The sequence below is a fragment of the Pseudomonas sp. Pseusp10 genome, assembly GCF_059492225.1.
Genome location: NZ_CP168528.1, coordinates 5322446 through 5342068, shown reverse-complemented (window position 1 = coordinate 5342068; position 19623 = coordinate 5322446). Strand labels below are relative to the sequence as shown.

The following is a 19623-nucleotide window of genomic DNA, read 5'->3' as shown; positions in this document are numbered from 1 at the left end:
CTATTCTGGATGATCCACCGCTATCGCGAGCAGGCCCGCTCCTACAGGGATTGGCGTGATGCCCTGGATCGCAGGCAACAAAAAGGCCCCCATTCGGGAGCCTTGATGTTCAGCGTTCGGCTTTACATGTTCGGGTAAGTCGGGCCGCCAGCGCCTTCCGGTGCCACCCAGGTGATGTTCTGTGCAGGGTCCTTGATGTCGCAGGTCTTGCAGTGAACGCAGTTCTGGGCGTTGATCTGGAAGCGCTTCTCGCCGTCTTCCTTGGTGATCACTTCATACACACCAGCCGGGCAGTAACGCTGGGCAGGCTCATCGTACAGCGGCAGGTTCTTGCTGATCGGGATGCTTGGATCGGCCAGCTTCAGGTGGCACGGCTGCTCTTCTTCGTGGTTGGTACCGGAAATGAACACCGAGCTGAGCTTGTCGAAGCTGATCTTGCCGTCGGGTTTCGGGTAGTCGATCTTCTTGCAGTCGGCCGCCAGCTTCAGGCAAGCGTAATCCGGCTTGGTGTCGTGCAAGGTGAACGGCAGTTTGCCGCCGAAGATATTCTGGTCCAGCCAGTTGAAACCACCACCGACGATGGCGCCGAACTTGTGGATCGCCGGGCCGAAGTTGCGGCTGGCGAACAGTTCTTCGTAGAGCCAGCTCTTCTTGAATGCGTCGACGTAAGTGGTCAGTTCTTCGGTGCCATCCTTGTCGGCGAACAGTGCATCAGCCACGGAATCGGCGGCGAGCATGCCGGACTTCATCGCGGTGTGGCTGCCCTTGATCTTGGCGAAGTTCAGGGTGCCGAGGTCGCAACCGATCAATGCGCCGCCCTTGAAGACCATTTTCGGCAGCGAGTTCAGGCCGCCCTTGCAGATGGCGCGGGCGCCGTAGCTGATGCGCTTGCCGCCTTCCAGGTACTGCTTGAGCACCGGGTGATGCTTGAGGCGCTGGAACTCGTCGAACGGCGACAGGTAGGTGTTGCTGTAGGAAAGGTCGACGATCAGACCAACCACTACCTGGTTGTTTTCCAGGTGATAGAGGAACGAACCACCAGTGTTCTCGGTGCCCATGATGTCCATCGGCCAACCGGCGGTGTGCACCACCAGGCCAGGCTGGTGCTTGGCCGGGTCGACTTCCCAGATTTCTTTCAGGCCGATGCCGTAGTGCTGGGCATCAGCGTCAGTGTCCAGGTTGAAGCGCTTGATCAGCTGCTTGCCGATGTGGCCACGGCAGCCTTCGGCGAACAGCGTGTACTTGCCACGCAGTTCCATGCCCGGGGTGTACAGGCCTTCCTTCGGATGGCCTTCGCGATCGACGCCCAGGTCACCGGTGATGATCCCGCGCACCACGCCGTTCTCGTCGATCAACGCCTCCTGAGCGGCGAAGCCCGGGTAGATTTCTACGCCCAGGTTTTCGGCCTGCTGGGCCAGCCAGCGGCACAGGTTCCCGAGGGAGATGATGTAGTTGCCTTCGTTGTGCATGGTCTTGGGCACAAAGAAGTCTGGAACTTTCTGCGCGCTTTCAGCGTTCTTCAGAACGAAGATGTCGTCGCGGGTGACGGGCGTGTTCAGCGGCGCACCGAGTTCTTTCCAGTCCGGGAACAGTTCGTTCAGGGCGCGTGGTTCGAACACGGCACCGGACAGAATGTGAGCACCGACTTCGGAGCCTTTTTCGACCACGCAGACGCTGATTTCCTTACCGGCTTCGGCGGCCTTCTGCTTCAAGCGGCAGGCGGCGGAAAGACCAGCGGGGCCGGCACCGACGATGACCACGTCGAATTCCATGTATTCGCGTTCCACAGGTTATCTCCTACTCAAGGCTCAACAGTTTTTTTTCTAATTTGGAGGTTGGGTGTCGCATCCATGAATCCCGGCACAACGCCGGAAGCGGACAATCGATTGACCACCTTTCTCTTTGGGTGGCGCATTATATCTACACCACTCTCAGCGTCCAATACAAACGTTTGTTTGAATTGGCTCAAAGCCAGAGAAATCAAAGTCACGCGCCTTATGAACGGCTATTTTGCCGTATTGACCGGAATAGGCGTTCCGGTCAAGATACGGGCGGTTTTGCGCTCGCCGTAGGCTGGCTGTTGGTTTCAAGAGCACCTCTAAAGACAGGGCGATGGCAGTAGAGAGTGATGCACTGCGTGGGGTTGATGCGCAGTTTACACGCCGCGATGTTGAATGACTCGTCAGTCACCACTGACGAACGGTCATTCACATGATGAGCGATGGTCACTTGACACGTTTGCCGGCGTTTTTAGAGGTGCCCTTGCGCCCGATGAGCATCAACCGCCAGGTTCGCCTAGGCGACTTTCTTTTCACCGGAGAGTAACGAGGAATCCATGAAGGTTCTTGTAGCTGTCAAACGCGTTGTGGATTACAACGTCAAGGTCCGCGTCAAGGCGGACAATTCCGGCGTCGATCTTGCCAACGTCAAGATGTCGATGAACCCGTTCTGCGAGATCGCCGTTGAAGAAGCCGTACGCCTGAAAGAGAAAGGTGTTGCGACTGAAATCGTCGTCGTCTCCGTCGGCCCGTCCACCGCTCAAGAGCAACTGCGCACCGCGCTGGCTCTGGGTGCCGACCGCGCCATCCTCGTCGAATCCGCCGAAGATCTGACTTCCCTGGCCGTTGCCAAACTGTTGAAAGCTGTTGTCGACAAGGAACAGCCTCAGCTGGTGATCCTTGGCAAACAGGCCATCGACAGCGACAACAACCAGACTGGCCAGATGCTCGCTGCCTTGAGCGGCTACGGTCAGGGCACGTTCGCCTCGAAAGTCGAAATCAGCGGCGACAGCGTAGCTGTAACCCGCGAAATCGACGGCGGCGCGCAGACCGTTTCCCTGAAGCTGCCGGCCATCGTCACCACCGACCTGCGTTTGAACGAGCCGCGCTACGCGTCTCTGCCAAACATCATGAAAGCCAAGAAGAAGCCTCTCGAAGTGCTGACTCCGGACGCTTTGGGCGTTTCCACCGCCTCCACCAACAAGACCGTGAAAGTCGAAGCGCCGGCTGCACGCAGCGCGGGTATCAAGGTCAAGTCGGTGGCTGAACTGGTCGAGAAACTGAAAAACGAAGCGAAGGTAATCTAAATGACTATCTTGGTTATTGCTGAACACGACAACAAAGTGCTGGCCCCGGCCACGCTGAACACCGTGGCTGCCGCTGCCAAAATCGGTGGCGACATACACGTTCTGGTCGCTGGCCAGGGCGCTGGCGCCGTGGCTGAAGCCGCTGCGAAAGTCGCTGGCGTGGCTAAAGTGCTGGTGGCCGATAACGCCGCCTACGCTCACCAGCTGCCGGAAAACGTTGCGCCGCTGGTTACCGAGCTAGGCAAGGGTTACAGCCACATCCTGGCTGCCGCCACTTCCAACGGCAAAAACATCCTGCCGCGCGTTGCCGCTGCACTGGACGTTGACCAGATCTCCGAGATCATCTCGGTAGAAAGCGCTGACACCTTCAAGCGTCCGATCTACGCCGGTAACGCCATCGCTACCGTTCAATCGAACGCTGCGGTCAAGGTGATCACCGTGCGTGCCACCGGTTTCGACCCGGTTGCAGCTGAAGGTGGCTCCGCTGCCGTTGAAGCGGTTGGCGCTGCTCACGACGCTGGTATCTCCAGCTTCGTCGGCGAAGAACTGGCCAAGTCCGATCGTCCGGAACTGACCGCTGCCAAGATCGTCGTTTCCGGCGGCCGCGGCATGCAGAACGGCGACAACTTCAAACACCTGTACGCCCTGGCCGACAAGCTGGGCGCTGCCGTGGGTGCTTCCCGCGCCGCGGTCGACGCAGGTTTCGTACCGAACGACATGCAGGTCGGTCAGACCGGCAAGATCGTTGCTCCACAGCTGTACATCGCGGTCGGTATCTCCGGCGCGATCCAGCACCTGGCCGGCATGAAAGACTCCAAAGTGATCGTTGCGATCAACAAGGACGAAGAAGCGCCGATCTTCCAGGTGGCCGATTACGGCCTGGTGGCAGACTTGTTCGAAGCCATCCCTGAGCTGGAGAAGCTGGTCTAATCCGGCTACTTCACTTATAAAGAGCCCGGCCTTTTGGTCGGGCTTTTTTTTGCTCTCTGTAGGAGCGAGCCTGCTCGCGATGGACTCGAATGCGCCGCGTTTTTCCAGAATGAACGCGTCATCGTTAACGTCCATCGCGAGCAAGCTCGCTCCTACAAGGGGGGGGCATAACCGGGTATGAGTGGAGTGTGAAGCCATGGATCTGCGCTGTGTGTGGAGCTTGCTGGGATTGACGCTATTGCCAGCGCTGTCTTTCGCCGCAGGCAAATGTGAGCGCCTGGTGGTGACCGGCAGCCCGGACGCGCCACCGTATCTGTGGCAAGACCCGCAGAATCCCAAACACCTGATCGGTGCCAGTGCCGATTTGCTGCAGCAAGTGGCGGGGGAGTCAGGGCTCAAGGTCGAACTGCTTTATGCCGGCAAACGCGCCCAGGCCCTGGACGAAGTGCGCAGTGGACGCATGGACATGCTGGCGGACGCACCGTTGACGGTCAGCGAACTGGAAACCCTGGATTACATCCATCCACCCTTGCTGGTAAACGACTATCTGGTCTGGACTCGCAAGGACTCGACGCTGGTCTACAACGAAGCACAAGACCTGCACGGCCATCCCGGTGCCGTGTCGGAAAAGGCCCGATTGACCCCGCAATTCAGCACCTTTGCCGCACAGCAACTGACCCTCACGCGCACGTCCAACCTGACCCTGGCCTTTCAAAAACTGCTGTTGGGCGAGGTCGAATTTGTCCTGGCAGGGCGTTACTCGGGCATGGCGACCGCACAGACACTGGGCATGGGCGGTGATCTGGTCGCGCGCTCGCAACCGGTCGACAAGGCTGGCCTGTACCTGGCGATTTCCCATGACTCGGCCTGCAACGATCCGTGGTTGCGCGGACAGTTGGCCAAAAAGATGACAGAATTGCCCGCGTCCGGACTGACGGAAGCCGTGCTGATGCGCAATATCGAGCGTTGGAAGGCACAACGCTCACAACCGCAGCAACCCTCGCAACAACCCGTCAGTACCCCAAAACAGTAGGGATATTTAGTGAGTATTCGACCTCTTTTCGCTGCCGTGGCCTTTGCGGTCCTGGCGGGTTGTGCAACCGATCCTGCGCCGAGTGAACAAATGCGCCTGACCGAGCAGGCACTCGAACAGGCCAAGGCCGTGGGCGCCACGGCAGACGATGTGCCGGAAATGAAACTGGCCGAAGACAAGTTCAACCGCGCCAAGGGCAACATGACTGATCAATCCTTCAAAAACGCACGCATGCGGGCCGAACAGGCCGAACTCGATGCGCGTCTGGCTGAAGCCAAGGTATTGACGGCCAAGAGCGAGGAACAGTTGAACGTGCTTGATACCCGCATCACCCGCCTGCGCAAGCAACTGGGAGATGCCGAATGAGCCTCAAGACTAGAGCCCTCGGCGGTTTGATCCTGGCAGGCTGCGCTAGTCTCTTTGGCTGCGCCAGCCAGCACAGCGAGTCCGCGTTGCAGCAGGCCGGTGCCGACTTTCAGAAGGTCAAGGAAGACTCCAATGTGCTGCGAATCGCCCCCAAGGACGTGATTCGCGCCGGTGAGTCCCTGGCCCGTGCCGATCGCCTGTCCAGCTATTGGGGCAGCGGTTCGGACGTGGTGCATTACGCCTACCTGAGTCAGCGCTATAGCGCCATTGCCCGGGAACACACCAATCAGGTGCTCAACGAAGAGCAAGCGGCGAAGCTCGAACTGGAGAGGCAGCGCCTGCAATTGGCACTGCGTGAATCCAAACTGTTCAGCGTGCAGCAGCAAGGCAAATGGCTCGAAGAGCAGATTCTGGCATTAACCACCACCCAGACCGACCGCGGTCTGGTGATGACATTGGGCGACATGCTGTTCGACACGGGCGAAGCGGAATTGAAACCATCAGCCAACCGTGTGGTATTGAAGATCGTGCAGTTCCTGCAACTCAACCCCAAGCGTGTGGTGCGAATCGAAGGTTATACGGACAGTACCGGGGGCAAGCAGGAAAACCTCAAGCTGTCCCGCGACCGTGCGCAATCGGTGGCTGACGTGCTGATGGACCTGGGTATCGATGACAAGCGTATCCAGGTCGAGGGTTATGGCGACGAGTATCCGGTGGACGCGAATGCGTCGGAACGGGGCCGGGCGCAGAACCGTCGGGTGGAAATTGTGTTTTCCGACGAAAAAGGCCAGCTCGGCGCTGCCCGCTAAGGGTTGCGTCGCTGGAAAACCCGGCCTGCCATGCAGCGCCGGGTTTTTTTATGTTCGCCGAATACCGCACAAAACAGTACAGATTTTGCTGACACTGCACTGTATGGTCGACTATTGTGGCAACTGTCCCAGTACACTTCTAAACTGTTCCGGTATTGTTTTACACAAGAATAAAATGCCCGTGAAATCGAGTGCTGCGTCATGACCAATCTTTTGCTCTATCAACGTATTGCTCAACAACTGGCCGAAGACATCCGCCGTGGGGTCTATCAGCCGGGAGAGCGCGTGCCTTCGGTACGCAAGATGAGCTCGCAGCTCAATGTCAGCCACGCAACGGTGTTGCAGGCGTATGCCAATCTCGAGGATCAGGGGCTGATCCGCGCCCGGCCGCAGTCGGGTTACTACGTGCACCAGACACCGGCACTCACCGCACCGACGCCGGATATCGCCCGGGTCGAGCGCCCGGGGCTGGTCACCCGCAGCAGTATCATTCAACAAGTCCTGGTCGAATCCCGTCGTGAAGGTGTCTTCCCGCTGGGCGCTGCCGTGCCGAGTGTCGACTATTTGCCGGTGCGGGCACTGCATCAGCAATTGGCCAAGGTCACCCGTTTCCATAGCCCGCGGGCCTTCAGCTACATGTTCAGCCCCGGTTTCGAGCCATTGCGCCGGCAGGTGGCGATCCGCATGCGCGATGCCGGCGTGGTGGTCGATCCGTCGGAGGTGGTGATCACTCACGGCTGCGTCGATGCGCTGCAGATGTCCTTGCGCGTCTTGACCCGTCCGGGCGATCTGATCGCGGCCGAGTCGCCGACCTATTACGGGTTGCTGCAACTGGCCGATCTGTTGGGCCTCAAGGTCATCGAGATCCCCAGCGATCCGGCCACGGGCATGAGCCTGGAAGCCCTGCAACTGGCGGCCAACCAATGGTCGATCAAGGCGTTGGTGCTGACCACCCGACTGAGTAATCCATTGGGCGGCACCATGCCGGAGGAGCGGCAGAAACAATTGCTGCGCCTGGCGTCGGACTTCGATATCCAGATTGTCGAAGACGATATCTACGGCGAGTTGATGTTCGAGCAGGGGCGCACCAAGTCCCTCAAGGCTTATGACCGGCTGGACCGGGTGATCTATTGCTCAAGCTTCTCTAAAACCCTGTCGCCTGGCGTGCGGATCGGCTGGATGATTGCCGGCAAGTATCAGCAGGAAATCCAGCGCTTGCAGACCTTCAGCACGCATTCTGCGTGCAGCGTTACCCAGATGGGCATTGCCGCTTACCTGGAAAATGGCGGGTACGACCGGCATTTGCGCTTCATCCGTCAGGAATACCGTAAGAACCTCAGTGCCTTCCAACTGGCCGTGCAGCAGTATTTTCCGGAAGGCACGCAGATGACCCGGCCTACCGGTGGCTTCATTCTGTGGGTCAGTCTGCCGGGGCGGGTCAACACGCAAGAGTTGCACGTACGGGCATTGCAGCAGGGCATCAGTATTGCGCCGGGTCTGATCTTCAGTAACACCGAGCAGTTCAATCACTGCATTCGCCTCAATTGCGGCACGCCGTGGAACCGTGAAGCCGAGCGCGCATTGATGACCTTGGGCATGCTGGCCACCCAACTCTGCCAGGAAATGGCCGGCGGTTTGTAACAGGCTGCTACTGTGCTTGTCTTGTGGGCTGCAACAGGCGAGCATATGCACCTCTGCCGTTTGCACCCACCGTTGGATACATGAAACCGACTCTTCCTGCCGCCTGGCTTTTGCTCTGCCTGTTTACAAGTATTCAGCCGGCATCCGTCGTGGCGGCTACCGAGCAGGAACAGACTACCGGCAGTTTCCACGTCGCACCGATAAAAGCCGAACCTGTAAAAAAAACCTCGTCGACCAGGAAACCGGCGACGCCCGTGAAAAAGCGTCCGCCCGTTGCCTCCAAATCGAAACCGGCCAGCGAGGTGGTAAAGACTGAGCTTCCGTCTGCGAATCTGGATCTGAGCTTGCCTCGGGACATGGTTCAGGAGCTGAAGCCGCCGGGAACGGTGACATTGCCCAAGCGCGAACCGTTATTGCCACCGATGTTTGGCGAAAAGAGCGGCAGCAGTCCGTTCCAGCTCAACGGACGCTTGCTCAGCAATGAAATGCAGCTGCAACTGCGAAATGAAGAGCGCCGCGAGGTCGAAGGCGCGGCACTGGATTTCGAGTTCAAGCAGTAACGTCATCCCGATCCGCGAACCGCAGACCAGACGCTTTGTCGGAGACTGGTCGGTCACGTTCGTTTGCACTGAAAAACCCGCTCGCAGGTAATTTAAAACAACTGTTTTAGCGGGTACTCTGTGCCCCGTCCATTAACACATTGCTCATCGCGAGGAGCTTGTCGTCATGAAATGCCGTGAGGGCTGTGGCGCTTGTTGCATTGCCCCTTCCATCAGTTCACCGATTCCCGGTATGCCCAATGGCAAAGCTGCGGGGGAGCGTTGCCTGCAACTTTCCTCCGATAACCTGTGCAATATTTTCGGCCAGCCGGAACGGCCGGCGGTGTGTTCTGCCTTCGAGGCCGACCCCGAGGTGTGCGGAAGCAGCAGCGAAGATGCGATCCGGTTGATTGGCTGGTGGGAGCAAATGACGGCGGCGTGATGTGTGGGCTCGCCCCTCCGATCACCTGCGAAAGACCTGAAGGTAATCGGAGGTGCAAGCCCAACGAACAGAACTTCAACAATAAGGAATAAGACTATGGGTTCGCTGCATCGTATTGCTGTGCTGTGTGGTTTGACGGTTGTGCTGGCTACCTCGACGGCCCAGGCCGAAGACTGGAAAGTCAAAAAAGACGAAGACGGCATCAAGATCTCCCTGAGTGAAGTGGCCGGTTCCGACTACAAGGCCTACCAGGGCGTCACGCTGATGAAAACCACCATAGCCAAGCTGCGTGCGTTGCAGGACGACGTGTCCGGAGCCTGCGCCTGGATTCACGAATGCAAGACCCAGAAGCTGCTCAAGCACGAAGGTAACCAGAGCTGGACCTACACTCAGTTCAACACCCCGTGGCCGGTTACTCCGCGTGATTCGGTGCTGCACGTCACCACCATCGAAGGTGCCGATGGCAGCCTGACTCGCAAGCTCGAAGGCGTACCGAAATACCTTCCTGAAGAAAAAGGTTTCGTCCGGGTCGCCAAGGTCGACGGTTTCTGGAAGTTCGTACCCAAGGGCGACCAGATCGAAGTGACCTATCAGGTGCACACCGAACCGGGCGGCAGCGTGCCGTCGATGGTGGCCAACAAGTTCGTGGTGGATGCCCCGTTCAATACCTTGAAAGCCCTGAAAGAACGCGCCGAGAAGTAACCGCGCCGCTCTTTCGATAACGCCCCGACTTGTTCGGGGCGTTTTTCTTTGCGCAATAGGGAAAATGCCGCTCAGTTAAACCGTCACGCGACCTGTAGCAGCTGGCGAAGCCTGCGTTCGGCTGTGCAGCAGTCGTATAACCCGGAGCCCCCGGTCTTCCTGAAGAACCGCGTCGGCTGATCTTACGACTGCTTCGCAGCCGAACGCAGGCTTCGCCAGCTGCTACAAAGAACGTGTTTTGCCTGGGGTTTATTGTGTTTCCGGATATGCGTTGCACGAAATTTTCACAAAGTGTCCAAGACAATTCGTCCGCGCCAACATTGCGGACAGTAATCAATGGCAATGCTGCCGTTGATCGTGCAACATTTGCGCACCGCGCAATCCCCGGGGCCTGGTACTGGCCAAAAAGAGGGCAAGGCGCAGCTGTATTTTTGAAACTTCAACTTCCAATGGGTCCTAAAACGACATGGCAATTCCGGACGCCCTGAATCAGCAGCGAGCTTCTAGTCGCCTGCTGCAACCGACCGTCAAATCGCATCTGGCCTACACGCTGTTGTGTGCCCTGGTCATGATGGTCATGTTCAGCCTGCTGCGCGTCGCGCTGCTGGTTTACAACCGCTCGATGATCCTCGACACACCGGCCTCGACCTTCCTCGAGGCATTCGCCAACGGTCTGCGTTTCGACGTGCGTCTGGTGGTCTATCTCAGTATTCCGTTGCTGCTGGCATTGTTCAGCGCCCGGGCCATGGCGGCACGCGGGCTGTTCCGTCTGTGGCTGACGATCGTCTCCAGCATTGCGCTGTTCCTGGGCCTGATGGAGATGGACTTCTATCGTGAGTTCCACCAGCGTCTCAACGGCCTGGTCTTCCAGTACGTCAAGGAAGATCCGAAAACCGTGATGAGCATGCTCTGGTACGGTTTTCCGGTGGTCCGTTACCTGCTGGCATGGGCCGTGGGTACCTGGATCCTGAGCCTGGCATTCAAGGGCGCCGACCGTGCGACCCGTCCCCGTGGTCCGTTCAGTGGCGGCAGCATCGGCACGCGCCAGGTTGCGCCGTGGTATGCGCGTATCGCGGTATTCGTGGTTTGTTTACTGGTTTGCGTGGTCGCCGCGCGTGGCACTCTGCGCCAGGGCCCGCCGCTACGCTGGGGTGACGTCTATACCACCAACTCGAACTTCGCCAACCAGTTGGGCCTCAATGGCACCCTGCAATTGGTGGCCGCCGCCAAGAGCCGGATGTCCGAAGAGCGTGACAACATCTGGAAAGCCACCTTGCCTCAAGAGCAAGCCCAGCAAATCGTGCGTGACATGCTGGTGCTGCCGGACGAAAAACTGGTCGAGGCCGACATGGCCGCCGTACGTCGTGACTACACGCCGCCGGCCGACAAGACCCTGCCGATCAAGAACGTCGTCGTGATCCTGATGGAAAGCATGGCCGGTCACTCGGTGGGTGCTTTGGGCGGGCCGGGGAACATCACGCCGTACCTCGACAAGCTTTCGAAGGAAGGCCTGCTGTTCGACCGCTTCTTCTCCAACGGTACCCATACCCACCAGGGCATGTTCGCCACCATGGGTTGCTTCCCCAACCTGCCGGGTTTCGAATACCTGATGCAGACCCCGGAAGGCAGCCACAAACTGTCTGGCCTGCCGCAGTTGCTCAGTGCCCGTCACTATGATGACGTGTATGTCTACAACGGTGATTTCGCCTGGGACAACCAGTCGGGTTTCTTCAGCAACCAGGGCATGACCAACTTCATCGGCCGCAACGACTTCGTTAACCCGGTGTTCTCCGACCCGACCTGGGGCGTGTCCGACCAGGATATGTTCGATCGCAGCCTGCAAGAGCTCAAGGCCCGTGAAAACGGCAAACCGTTCTACGCCTTGCTGCAAACCCTGTCCAACCACACGCCCTACGCCTTGCCGACGCCATTGCCAGTCGAGCCTGTGACCAATCGCGGAAGCCTGAACGAACACTTGACCGCCATGCGTTACGCGGACTGGGCGCTGGGCCAGTTCTTTGAAAAGGCCCGCAAGGAGCCGTACTTCAAGGAAACCCTGTTTGTCATCGTGGGTGACCATGGTTTCGGCAACGAACAGCAGATCACCGAAATGGACCTGGGCCGCTTCAACGTGCCGATGTTGATGATCGCACCGGGCATCCAGGAGAAGTTCGGCCAGCGTGACCACACCGTGGGCACCCAGATCGATATCGTGCCGACCATCATGGGGCGCCTGGGCGGCGAGACTCGCCAGCAATGCTGGGGCCGCGACCTGCTCAACCTGCCTGAAGGCGATAAGGGTTTTGGTGTGATCAAACCTTCGGGTAACGAGCAGACCACGGCTATCCTCAGCGACGACCGGATCCTTGTGTTACCGAAGGAAAAGGACATGGCGCCAAAGTTGTACCAGTACGAAATGGGCGCTACGCCGCACGCCGAGATCATTGCGGATGCACCGCGTACCGCCGAGATGAAGCTCAAGCTCGAAGCGTTCCTGCAAACAGCGACCAAGAGCCTGCTGGACAACACCGCCGGTGTAGTTCACGGCACGCCGCAATAGGTTGTGACGCAACAGAAAAGAGGCCCTTCAAGGGCCTTTTTTTTGCCTGGCGGATTTTTATATTCGGCCAAGCAAGAGCAGGATCAACAACACCGCCAACACCACGCCGATAATTCCGGACGGGCCATAACCCCAACTTCTGGAGTGCGGGAAGACCGGCAAACCACCGATCAGTAACAGGATCAGAATGACGAGAAGTATTGTGCCCATGTCTATTTCCTTGTCGAAAATGCAGTGGATTGACCATGCCAATCAAGGTCAGCGGGAATGAAGTAAATTCGAGCTGCTTAAAAATTCCGACTCTTGCACTTACAGGATAATTCCAGGTTTTTTTAAAGTATTTCGAACAGGCTCTTATTTCGTTTGTGGTTGCCTTGGTTACTTCAGGCGCTCCCGCGGTTTGCTCGGGCCATTCAGCAATCTGATGGAGCGTGGGTCGGGCAATTTCCTTCGCTACACTCGGTGCATCTTCCGAGAACAACAAGGCTGTTTGCTATGCAAAATCGCATGATGATCACTGGTGCAGGCTCTGGCCTGGGTCGCGAAATCGCGCTGCGCTGGGCGCGTGAAGGCTGGCAACTGGCCTTGTCGGACGTCAGCGAGCCCGGCTTGCAGGAAACTCTCAAGTTGGTCCGTGAAGCCGGTGGCGACGGTTTTATCCAGCGCTGCGACGTACGCGATTACAGTCAGTTGACGGCGTTCGCCCAGGCCTGCGAAGTCAAGCTCGGCGGTATCGATGTCATCGTCAATAACGCTGGCGTAGCGTCTGGCGGGTTCTTCAGTGAGTTGTCCCTGGAGGACTGGGACTGGCAGATCGCGATCAACCTGATGGGCGTGGTCAAGGGCTGCAAGGCTTTCCTGCCTCTACTGGAAAAAAGCAAAGGCAAGATCATCAACATCGCGTCCATGGCCGCGCTGATGCAAGGCCCGGCAATGAGCAACTACAACGTGGCCAAGGCGGGTGTGGTGGCGTTGTCCGAAAGCCTGCTGATCGAGCTGGCGCATCAGGAAGTCGGCGTACATGTGGTGTGTCCTTCGTTCTTCCAGACCAATCTGCTGGACTCCTTCCGCGGCCCGACCCCGGCCATGAAGGCCCAGGTCGGCAAGTTGCTGGAAAGTTCGCCGATCAGTGCCGCCGACATCGCCGATTACATCTACCGGCAGGTCGCCGCCGGCGAGTTCATGATCCTGCCCCACGAACAGGGCCGCATGGCCTGGGCGATGAAACAGAAGAACCCGCAGTTGCTCTACAACGAAATGACGGTCATGGCCGATAAAATGCGGGCCAAGGCCAGGCAATCCGCAAGCTGATCTTGCCCATAGGCAACGCGGTGGTTAGGGTGGCCGCCATTGGCCATCCTCGCGAGACATTTGCATGCTCAATTACCTGTGGTTTTTCCTCGCCGCGCTGTTCGAAATTGCCGGTTGCTTTGCCTTCTGGATGTGGCTGCGCCAGGGTAAAAGCATGTGGTGGGTGGTGCCGGCGCTCCTCAGCCTGACCCTGTTCGCCCTGCTGCTGACCCGTATCGAAGCCGCCTATGCCGGCCGCGCCTACGCCGCTTACGGTGGCATCTACATCATTGCGTCAATCGGCTGGTTGGCCGTGGTCGAGCGGATTCGTCCGCTGGGTTCGGACTGGCTTGGCGTGGCGCTGTGTGTGATTGGCGCGAGCATCATTCTTTTCGGGCCGCGATTCTCCGCGTCCTGACAGGTCGTCCCTACAATCACCCGGTGTGTCAGACGTTTCCGTCAGCGGGGTGGCTCAGGGGCTGTCAGTCCAGTCCGGTTTGCTGTCGGAGCATTGTAGGCGTACCACGGGCCGGGCATCTTCAAGGGCCAGTAACCCCTGAAGGACACTCCTCATGCTCGTACTCACTCGCCTTGTGGGCGAAACGATTTCCATCGGTGACAACATTTCCGTGCGCGTTCTCGCGATCAACGGAAGCAACGTGCGCTTTGGCGTCGAAGCGCCTCAGGACGTCAATGTGCACCGCTGCGAAATCTACCAACGCATCCAGAACAAACTGGCGAAAACCAAGGGACGCTGAAGGCCTCAGTCAAACAGGTGCTTGGGCACGTCATGCTTGAGCATCAACTGGCATTGCTCGCTTTCCGGGTCGAAGACAATCAGTGCCTGGCCCTTGGTCAGCGCCTGACGCACGCGTAGTACGCGGGTTTCCAGCGGTGTGTCGTCACCATTGTCGGTGCCGTCGCGGGTCACGAAATCCTCGATCAGGCGGGTGAGGGTGTCGACTTCAAGTTGGTCGTGGGGAATCAGCATAGGCACCTCGGTTGGATCAATGGCGCGATGCTACGGCGATTGCGAGATTGCCGCTAGTTTGGTCGTTTTCTATTGTCCGATCCGCCGCCATCGCGAGCAAGCTCGCTCCCACAGGGTTCAGCGGCGAATCGGGTAATTGTGCTCACCACCGATCAACTGTAGGAGCGAGCCTGCTCGCGATGGCGGTTTACCAGGCAATGAAGATCCTGGATCAACTCTCCGACCGCTGCCCCACCAGGCTGTCCACCGACGGCACCCGCGTGTCGCTTTCCATCTGGGTGTCGTGCTCAAGTTGATGGCTGAAGCGGTCCAGTGACCCCTTGGCCGGTTGCGCATCGCTGGCAAACACTGGCGGGCTGAGGATGTACGCACCGAGCAGGCGGCTCAGGGCGGCGAGGCTGTCGATGTGGGTGCGCTCGTAACCGTGGGTGGCGTCGCAGCCGAAGGCGAGCAGGGCGGTGCGAATGTCGTGGCCGGCGGTGACCGCCGAATGTGCGTCGCTGAAGTAGTAACGGAACAGGTCGCGGCGTGCCGGCAGCTCGTTGTCGCTGGCCAGGCGCAGGAGGTGGCGCGACAGGTGATAGTCATACGGCCCGCCGGAATCCTGCATCGCGATGCTCACGGTATGCTCGCTGGAGTGTTGGCCAGGCGCCACCGGTGCGATGTCGATGCCGACGAACTCACTGACGTCCCAGGGCAATGCCGCCGCCGCGCCGCTACCGGTTTCCTCGGTGATGGTGAACAGCGGATGGCAGTCGATCATCAGGTCTTCGCCACTGTCGACGATGGCTTTGAGCGCCGCCAGCAGCGCCGCCACTCCGGCCTTGTCGTCGAGGTGGCGGGCGCTGATGTGGCCGCTTTCGGTGAACTCGGGCAACGGATCGAAGGCGACGAAATCGCCGACGCTGATGCCCAACGACTCGCAGTCGGCGCGGGTGGCGCAATAGGCATCCAGACGCAACTCGATGTGATCCCAACTGATCGGCATCTCATCCACGGCGGTATTGAATGCGTGCCCGGAGGCCATCAGCGGCAAGACACTGCCGCGGATCACGCCATTGTCGGTAAACAGGCTGACCCGACTGCCTTCGGCAAAGCGGCTGGACCAGCAGCCGACAGGCGCAAGGCTCAGGCGGCCGTTGTCCTTTACCGCACGCACCGCCGCGCCGATGGTGTCCAGGTGGGCGGAAACGGCGCGGTCGGGGCTGTTTTTCTTGCCTTTGAGCGTGGCGCGGATGGTTCCGCGACGGGTCATTTCGAAGGGAATGCCGAGTTCTTCAAGGCGTTCGGCGACATAGCGCACGATGGTATCGGTGAACCCGGTGGGGCTGGGAATGGCGAGCATTTCCAGCAGGACTTTTTGCAGGTAGACGAGGTCCGGTTCGGGGATTTTGCTGGTCATGGAAACTCCTGATGAGTTGAGCGCATCGATGGTTTCGATGAGGGATTTGTGTTGTCAGTCAGGCCGCCATCGCGAGCAAGCTCGCTCCCACAGGGGAATGCGATCACATGTGGGAGCGGGCTTGCTCGCGAAGGGGCCAGTCCAGACAACACATGGCTAAGAGACCACCGGCTGACTGTGCGGAAACAGCAAATCCACAAACCGCTCCGCCGTGGGTTGCGGTTCATGATTGGCCAGCCCGGCCCGCTCGTTGGCTTCGATAAACACGTAGTCCGCCCGGTCAGCGGCGGACACCATCAGGTCAAGGCCGACCATGGGAATGTCCAGCGCCCGCGCTGCCCGCACGGCGGCGTCCACCAGCGTCGGATGCAGGATCGTCGTCACGTCCTCAAGAACACCTCCTGTATGAAGGTTCGCTGTACGCCGTACGAACAAATGCTCGCCAGCCGGCAGAATGCTGCTGTAGTCGTACCCGGCGGCACGCAAGGTGCGCAGGGTTTCCTGATCCAGCGGGATCTTGCTTTCGCCGCCCGTGACCGCTTGTCGCCGCCGGCTCTGGGCTTCGATCAAGGCGCCAATGGAATGCTGGCCGTCGCCGACCACTTCGGCCGGCCGGCGAATCGCGGCCGCGACCACTTCAAAACCGATCACCAGAATTCGCAGGTCGAGGCCTTCGTGGAAGCTTTCCAGCAGCACGCGGCTGTCAAATTGGCGAGCGGTCTCGATGGCTTGCTGAACCTCGTCGATGGTCCGCAAATCGACCGCCACGCCTTGGCCCTGTTCACCGTCCAGTGGTTTGACCACCACGCGCAGGTGCTCATCGAGAAACGCCAGATTGTCATCGGCATTACCAGCCAGTTGCTGAGCCGGCAGGTTCAGTCCGGCAGCCTTGAGCACTTTGTGGGTCAGGCTTTTGTCCTGGCACAGACTCATGCTGATGGCGCTGGTCAGGTCGCTCAGGGATTCACGGCAGCGTACCCGGCGCCCGCCATGGCTGAGGGTGAACATCCCGGCGTCAGCGTCATCGACCTGAACATCGATGCCACGACGATGAGCTTCCTCGACAATGATCCGCGCGTATGGGTTGAACGCCGCTTCCGGGCCTGGCCCGAGAAACAGCGGCTGATTGATGCCGTTCTTGCGCTTGATGGCGAAGGTCGAGAGGTTGCGAAAACCGAGCTTGGCGTAAAGGCTTTTCGCCTGGCGGTTGTCGTGCAGTACGGACAGGTCGAGGTACGCGAGACCGCGACTCATGAAGTGTTCGATCAAGTGCCGCACCAGCACCTCACCGACACCCGGCCGCGCACAATGCGGGTCGACCGCCAGGCACCACAGGCTGCTGCCGTGTTCCGGATCGTTGAAGGCTTTTGCATGATTGAGGCCCATGACGCTACCGATGACCGCGCCGCTATCCTCGTCTTCGGCCAGCCAGTACACCGGGCCGCCCAGGTGGCGCGCAGTGAGCCGGGTGGCATCGATCGGCAGCATGCCGCGCGCCTGATACAGCTGGTTGATAGCCTGCCAGTCGGCATCGCTTTGCGCGCGTCGGATGCGAAAACCACGAAACACCCGGGTCGCTTGGCGGTAATCGCTGAACCACAGACGCAAGGTATCGGACGGGTCAAGGAACAGCTGGGTCGGCTCCAGCCCCAGCACTTGCTGGGGGGCGGCGACGTACAGGGCAATGTCCCGTTCGCCGGGCTGCTCGTTGAGCAACTCCCCGGCGAGGCTCGCGGCATCGGCAAAGGTGTGGCCGATCAGCAAGCGGCCCCAGCCACAATGCACGGCAATTGGCGCCCCGCCGAGTTCACTGCCATCCTCGGCCAGACGTGCCTGCAAGCGTTCGTAGGAAGGCGACTGGCCGCGCAACAGGCGTTGGCTGAAAGCCGTGGCATGAGGTTTCATCGGTCAGATTCCTTGTTCGCTGAGCCACAGGTTGAGGGCCGCCAGTTGCCACAGCTTCGAACCGCGCAACGGCGTCAGTTGCCCCTGTGGATCAGTCAGCAGACGGTCGAGCATCGCAGGCTTGAACAGGCCGCGATCCTGGCTGGGATCGAGCAGTAACTCGCGCACCCAGTCCAGCGTATCGCCCTGCAAATGCTTGAGGCCCGGCACCGGGAAATAACCTTTCTTGCGGTCGATCACTTCACTGGGAATCACTTGTCGTGCGGCTTCTTTCAAGACTTGCTTGCCGCCGTCCGGCAGTTTGAAATGCCCCGGAATCCGTGCCGACAGCTCCACCAGGCGGTAGTCGAGAAACGGCGTGCGCGCTTCCAGGCCCCAGGCCATGGTCATGTTGTCGACGCGTTTGACCGGGTCGTCCACCAGCATCACCGTGCTGTCCAGACGCAAGGCCTTGTCCACCGCCGCATCGGCACCGGGCTTTGCGAAATGGGCTTTGACGAAGTCACCGGCGGCGTCATTGGCGGTCAGCCATTTCGGTTGCACGGTGGCGGCGTAGTCGTCGTAGCTGCGGTCGAAAAATGCTTCGCGGTACGCGGCATACGGATCGCTCGCACCGTCCACTTGCGGATACCAGTGGTAGCCGGCAAACAGTTCGTCGGCACCCTGGCCGCTTTGCACCACCTTGCAGTGTTTGGCCACTTCCCGGGACAACAGGTAGAAGGCAATGCAGTCATGGCTGACCATCGGCTCGCTCATGGCCCTGAACGCGGCAGGCAGTTGTTCGATGATCTCTTTTTCATCGATGCGCAACTGGTGATGCTGTGTGCCGTAGTGTTGGGCGATCAGGTCGGAGTACTGGAACTCGTCACCGCGCTCGCCACCGGCATCCTGAAACCCGATGGAGAAAGTCGACAGATTTTCCACGCCGACTTCTCGCAACAAGCCCACCAGCAAACTCGAGTCGACGCCACCGGACAACAGCACGCCGACATCCACTGCCGCCCGTTGGCGGATGGCGACCGCTTCGCGGGTGCTGTCGAGCACACGGTCGCGCCAGTCTTCGAGGGTCAGATTCATCTCATCGGCGTGAGGGCCGTAGGGCAGGGTCCACCAGGTTTTCTGCTCGGTGCGGCCATCGGCTTCGATGCGCATCCAGGTGGCGGGCGGCAGTTTTTCAATACCCGTCAGCAAGGTGCGCGGTGCCGGGACCACAGCGTGGAAATTCAGGTAGTGATTGAGTGCCACGGGATCGAGGAGCGGATTGATGTCGCCGCCCTTGAGCAAGGCCGGCAGCGCGGAGGCAAAGCGCAAGCGCTGGTCGGTGCGCGACAGGTACAACGGTTTCACGCCGAGACGGTCGCGGGCGATGAACAGCCGTTGGGCATCGCGCTCCCAGATGGCAAAGGCAAACATGCCGTTGAGTTTCGGCAAAAGCGCTTCGCCCCAGGCGTGATAGCCCTTGAGCAGCACTTCGGTGTCGCCACCGGAGTAGAAGGCGTAACCCAGGCCTTCAAGCTCGGCGCGCAGTTCCGGAAAGTTGTAGATCGCCCCGTTGAAGGCCAGGGACAAGCCCAATTGAGGGTCGATCATCGGCTGCGCCGAGCCGTCCGACAGGTCCATGATTTTCAGGCGCCGGTGGCCCAGGGCAATCGGTCCCTGGCTATGAAAACCCCAGGCGTCGGGGCCGCGAGGGGTCAGGTGATGGGTGATTCGTTCAATGGCTGCAAGGTCTGCAGGTTGATGATCAAAACGTAACTCGCCAGCTAATCCGCACATAAGTTCCTTACCGGTTTTTCCGTTGGGGAGGGTCATTCGATACCACGCCAAAACGGCAGGTACTCAGAAAGTGACCCTCCTCGGTAAGGGGAGTTTTAGATCGATGGGTTATATGCCGACAGACCACGGCCGAATCCCCCCCGTGAGGGCGA

General features: G+C 59.5%; 19 protein-coding genes. 13 read left to right on the top strand and 6 right to left on the bottom strand.

Annotated features, from left to right (window positions below; translation table 11 throughout):
• Positions 1 to 122: 122 nt before the first annotated feature.
• Positions 123 to 1787: an electron transfer flavoprotein-ubiquinone oxidoreductase gene (locus tag ACEN8Z_RS24320; RefSeq protein WP_008004324.1), complete on the bottom strand. Its 1665-nt coding sequence runs from the start codon at positions 1785 to 1787 to the stop codon at positions 123 to 125.
• Between the two features lie 548 nt (positions 1788 to 2335).
• Here ACEN8Z_RS24320 and ACEN8Z_RS24315 point away from each other — a divergent pair.
• The 10 genes from ACEN8Z_RS24315 to ACEN8Z_RS24270 all read left to right on the top strand — a co-directional run bounded on the left by ACEN8Z_RS24315 (position 2336) and on the right by ACEN8Z_RS24270 (position 12107).
• Positions 2336 to 3085 (top strand): electron transfer flavoprotein subunit beta/FixA family protein, encoded by a 750-nt coding sequence (locus ACEN8Z_RS24315; RefSeq protein WP_007987229.1) that lies wholly within the window; start codon positions 2336 to 2338, stop codon positions 3083 to 3085.
• On the top strand, positions 3086 to 4015 hold the full coding sequence (locus tag ACEN8Z_RS24310) for an electron transfer flavoprotein subunit alpha/FixB family protein (protein WP_495595925.1): 930 nt from the start codon (positions 3086 to 3088) through the stop codon (positions 4013 to 4015). It begins immediately after the preceding gene.
• Positions 4016 to 4211: 196 nt separating this feature from the next.
• A complete protein-coding gene (locus ACEN8Z_RS24305; RefSeq protein ID WP_495595924.1) occupies positions 4212 to 5048 on the top strand; it encodes a substrate-binding periplasmic protein in 837 nt (278 codons plus the stop codon).
• A gap of 9 nt (positions 5049 to 5057) precedes the next feature.
• Positions 5058 to 5414, top strand: coding sequence for a DUF4398 domain-containing protein (locus tag ACEN8Z_RS24300; protein ID WP_442099310.1), 357 nt, complete (start codon positions 5058 to 5060; stop codon positions 5412 to 5414).
• On the top strand, positions 5411 to 6223 hold the full coding sequence (locus ACEN8Z_RS24295) for an OmpA family protein (protein ID WP_495595923.1): 813 nt from the start codon (positions 5411 to 5413) through the stop codon (positions 6221 to 6223). The genes ACEN8Z_RS24300 and ACEN8Z_RS24295 overlap by 4 nt, the downstream gene beginning before the upstream one ends.
• A 201-nt stretch (positions 6224 to 6424) precedes the next feature.
• Positions 6425 to 7864, top strand: coding sequence for an aminotransferase-like domain-containing protein (locus ACEN8Z_RS24290; RefSeq protein ID WP_007973699.1), 1440 nt, complete (start codon positions 6425 to 6427; stop codon positions 7862 to 7864).
• Between the two features lie 80 nt (positions 7865 to 7944).
• Entirely contained in the window at positions 7945 to 8424 is a 480-nt protein-coding gene (locus ACEN8Z_RS24285) for a translation initiation factor 2 (RefSeq protein WP_495595922.1), read from the top strand.
• Positions 8425 to 8590: 166 nt separating this feature from the next.
• Positions 8591 to 8845 carry a YkgJ family cysteine cluster protein gene (locus ACEN8Z_RS24280; protein WP_008004333.1) on the top strand — a complete coding sequence of 85 codons (255 nt, stop codon included), beginning with the start codon at positions 8591 to 8593 and terminating at the stop codon, positions 8843 to 8845.
• Positions 8846 to 8941: 96 nt separating this feature from the next.
• Positions 8942 to 9547 (top strand): START domain-containing protein, encoded by a 606-nt coding sequence (locus ACEN8Z_RS24275; protein WP_277530731.1) that lies wholly within the window; start codon positions 8942 to 8944, stop codon positions 9545 to 9547.
• Positions 9548 to 10013: 466 nt separating this feature from the next.
• Complete coding sequence (locus ACEN8Z_RS24270; protein ID WP_495595921.1) at positions 10014 to 12107, top strand: LTA synthase family protein; 2094 nt, start codon at positions 10014 to 10016, stop codon at positions 12105 to 12107.
• 57 nt (positions 12108 to 12164) lie between these two features.
• On the opposite strand, the gene ACEN8Z_RS24265 is transcribed toward ACEN8Z_RS24270, so the two are convergent.
• Positions 12165 to 12323 (bottom strand): DUF3309 family protein, encoded by a 159-nt coding sequence (locus tag ACEN8Z_RS24265; protein WP_177318962.1) that lies wholly within the window; start codon positions 12321 to 12323, stop codon positions 12165 to 12167.
• 279 nt (positions 12324 to 12602) lie between these two features.
• Between ACEN8Z_RS24265 and ACEN8Z_RS24260 the strand changes: the two genes are divergently transcribed.
• From ACEN8Z_RS24260 to csrA, 3 genes are all read left to right on the top strand, one after another.
• Complete coding sequence (locus ACEN8Z_RS24260; protein WP_495595920.1) at positions 12603 to 13418, top strand: SDR family oxidoreductase; 816 nt, start codon at positions 12603 to 12605, stop codon at positions 13416 to 13418.
• Between the two features lie 64 nt (positions 13419 to 13482).
• Positions 13483 to 13815 (top strand): YnfA family protein, encoded by a 333-nt coding sequence (locus ACEN8Z_RS24255; protein ID WP_007985350.1) that lies wholly within the window; start codon positions 13483 to 13485, stop codon positions 13813 to 13815.
• Between the two features lie 154 nt (positions 13816 to 13969).
• The gene (csrA, locus tag ACEN8Z_RS24250; protein WP_495595919.1) at positions 13970 to 14155 is read left to right on the top strand and encodes a carbon storage regulator CsrA; all 186 of its coding nucleotides are present in this window, start codon (positions 13970 to 13972) and stop codon (positions 14153 to 14155) included.
• 5 nt (positions 14156 to 14160) lie between these two features.
• Here the strand turns inward: csrA and ACEN8Z_RS24245 are convergent, their stop codons facing one another.
• The 4 genes from ACEN8Z_RS24245 to ACEN8Z_RS24230 all read right to left on the bottom strand — a co-directional run bounded on the left by ACEN8Z_RS24245 (position 14161) and on the right by ACEN8Z_RS24230 (position 19471).
• Entirely contained in the window at positions 14161 to 14388 is a 228-nt protein-coding gene (locus tag ACEN8Z_RS24245; RefSeq protein ID WP_003199186.1) for a YheU family protein, read from the bottom strand.
• Positions 14389 to 14599: 211 nt separating this feature from the next.
• Positions 14600 to 15790 carry an osmoprotectant NAGGN system M42 family peptidase gene (locus ACEN8Z_RS24240; protein WP_008004349.1) on the bottom strand — a complete coding sequence of 397 codons (1191 nt, stop codon included), beginning with the start codon at positions 15788 to 15790 and terminating at the stop codon, positions 14600 to 14602.
• Between the two features lie 156 nt (positions 15791 to 15946).
• Complete coding sequence (ngg, locus tag ACEN8Z_RS24235) at positions 15947 to 17695, bottom strand: N-acetylglutaminylglutamine synthetase (RefSeq protein ID WP_495595918.1); 1749 nt, start codon at positions 17693 to 17695, stop codon at positions 15947 to 15949.
• Between the two features lie 3 nt (positions 17696 to 17698).
• Positions 17699 to 19471, bottom strand: a complete 1773-nt coding sequence (locus ACEN8Z_RS24230) for an N-acetylglutaminylglutamine amidotransferase (RefSeq protein WP_495595917.1) — start codon at positions 19469 to 19471, stop codon at positions 17699 to 17701.
• Positions 19472 to 19623: the final 152 nt, after the last annotated feature.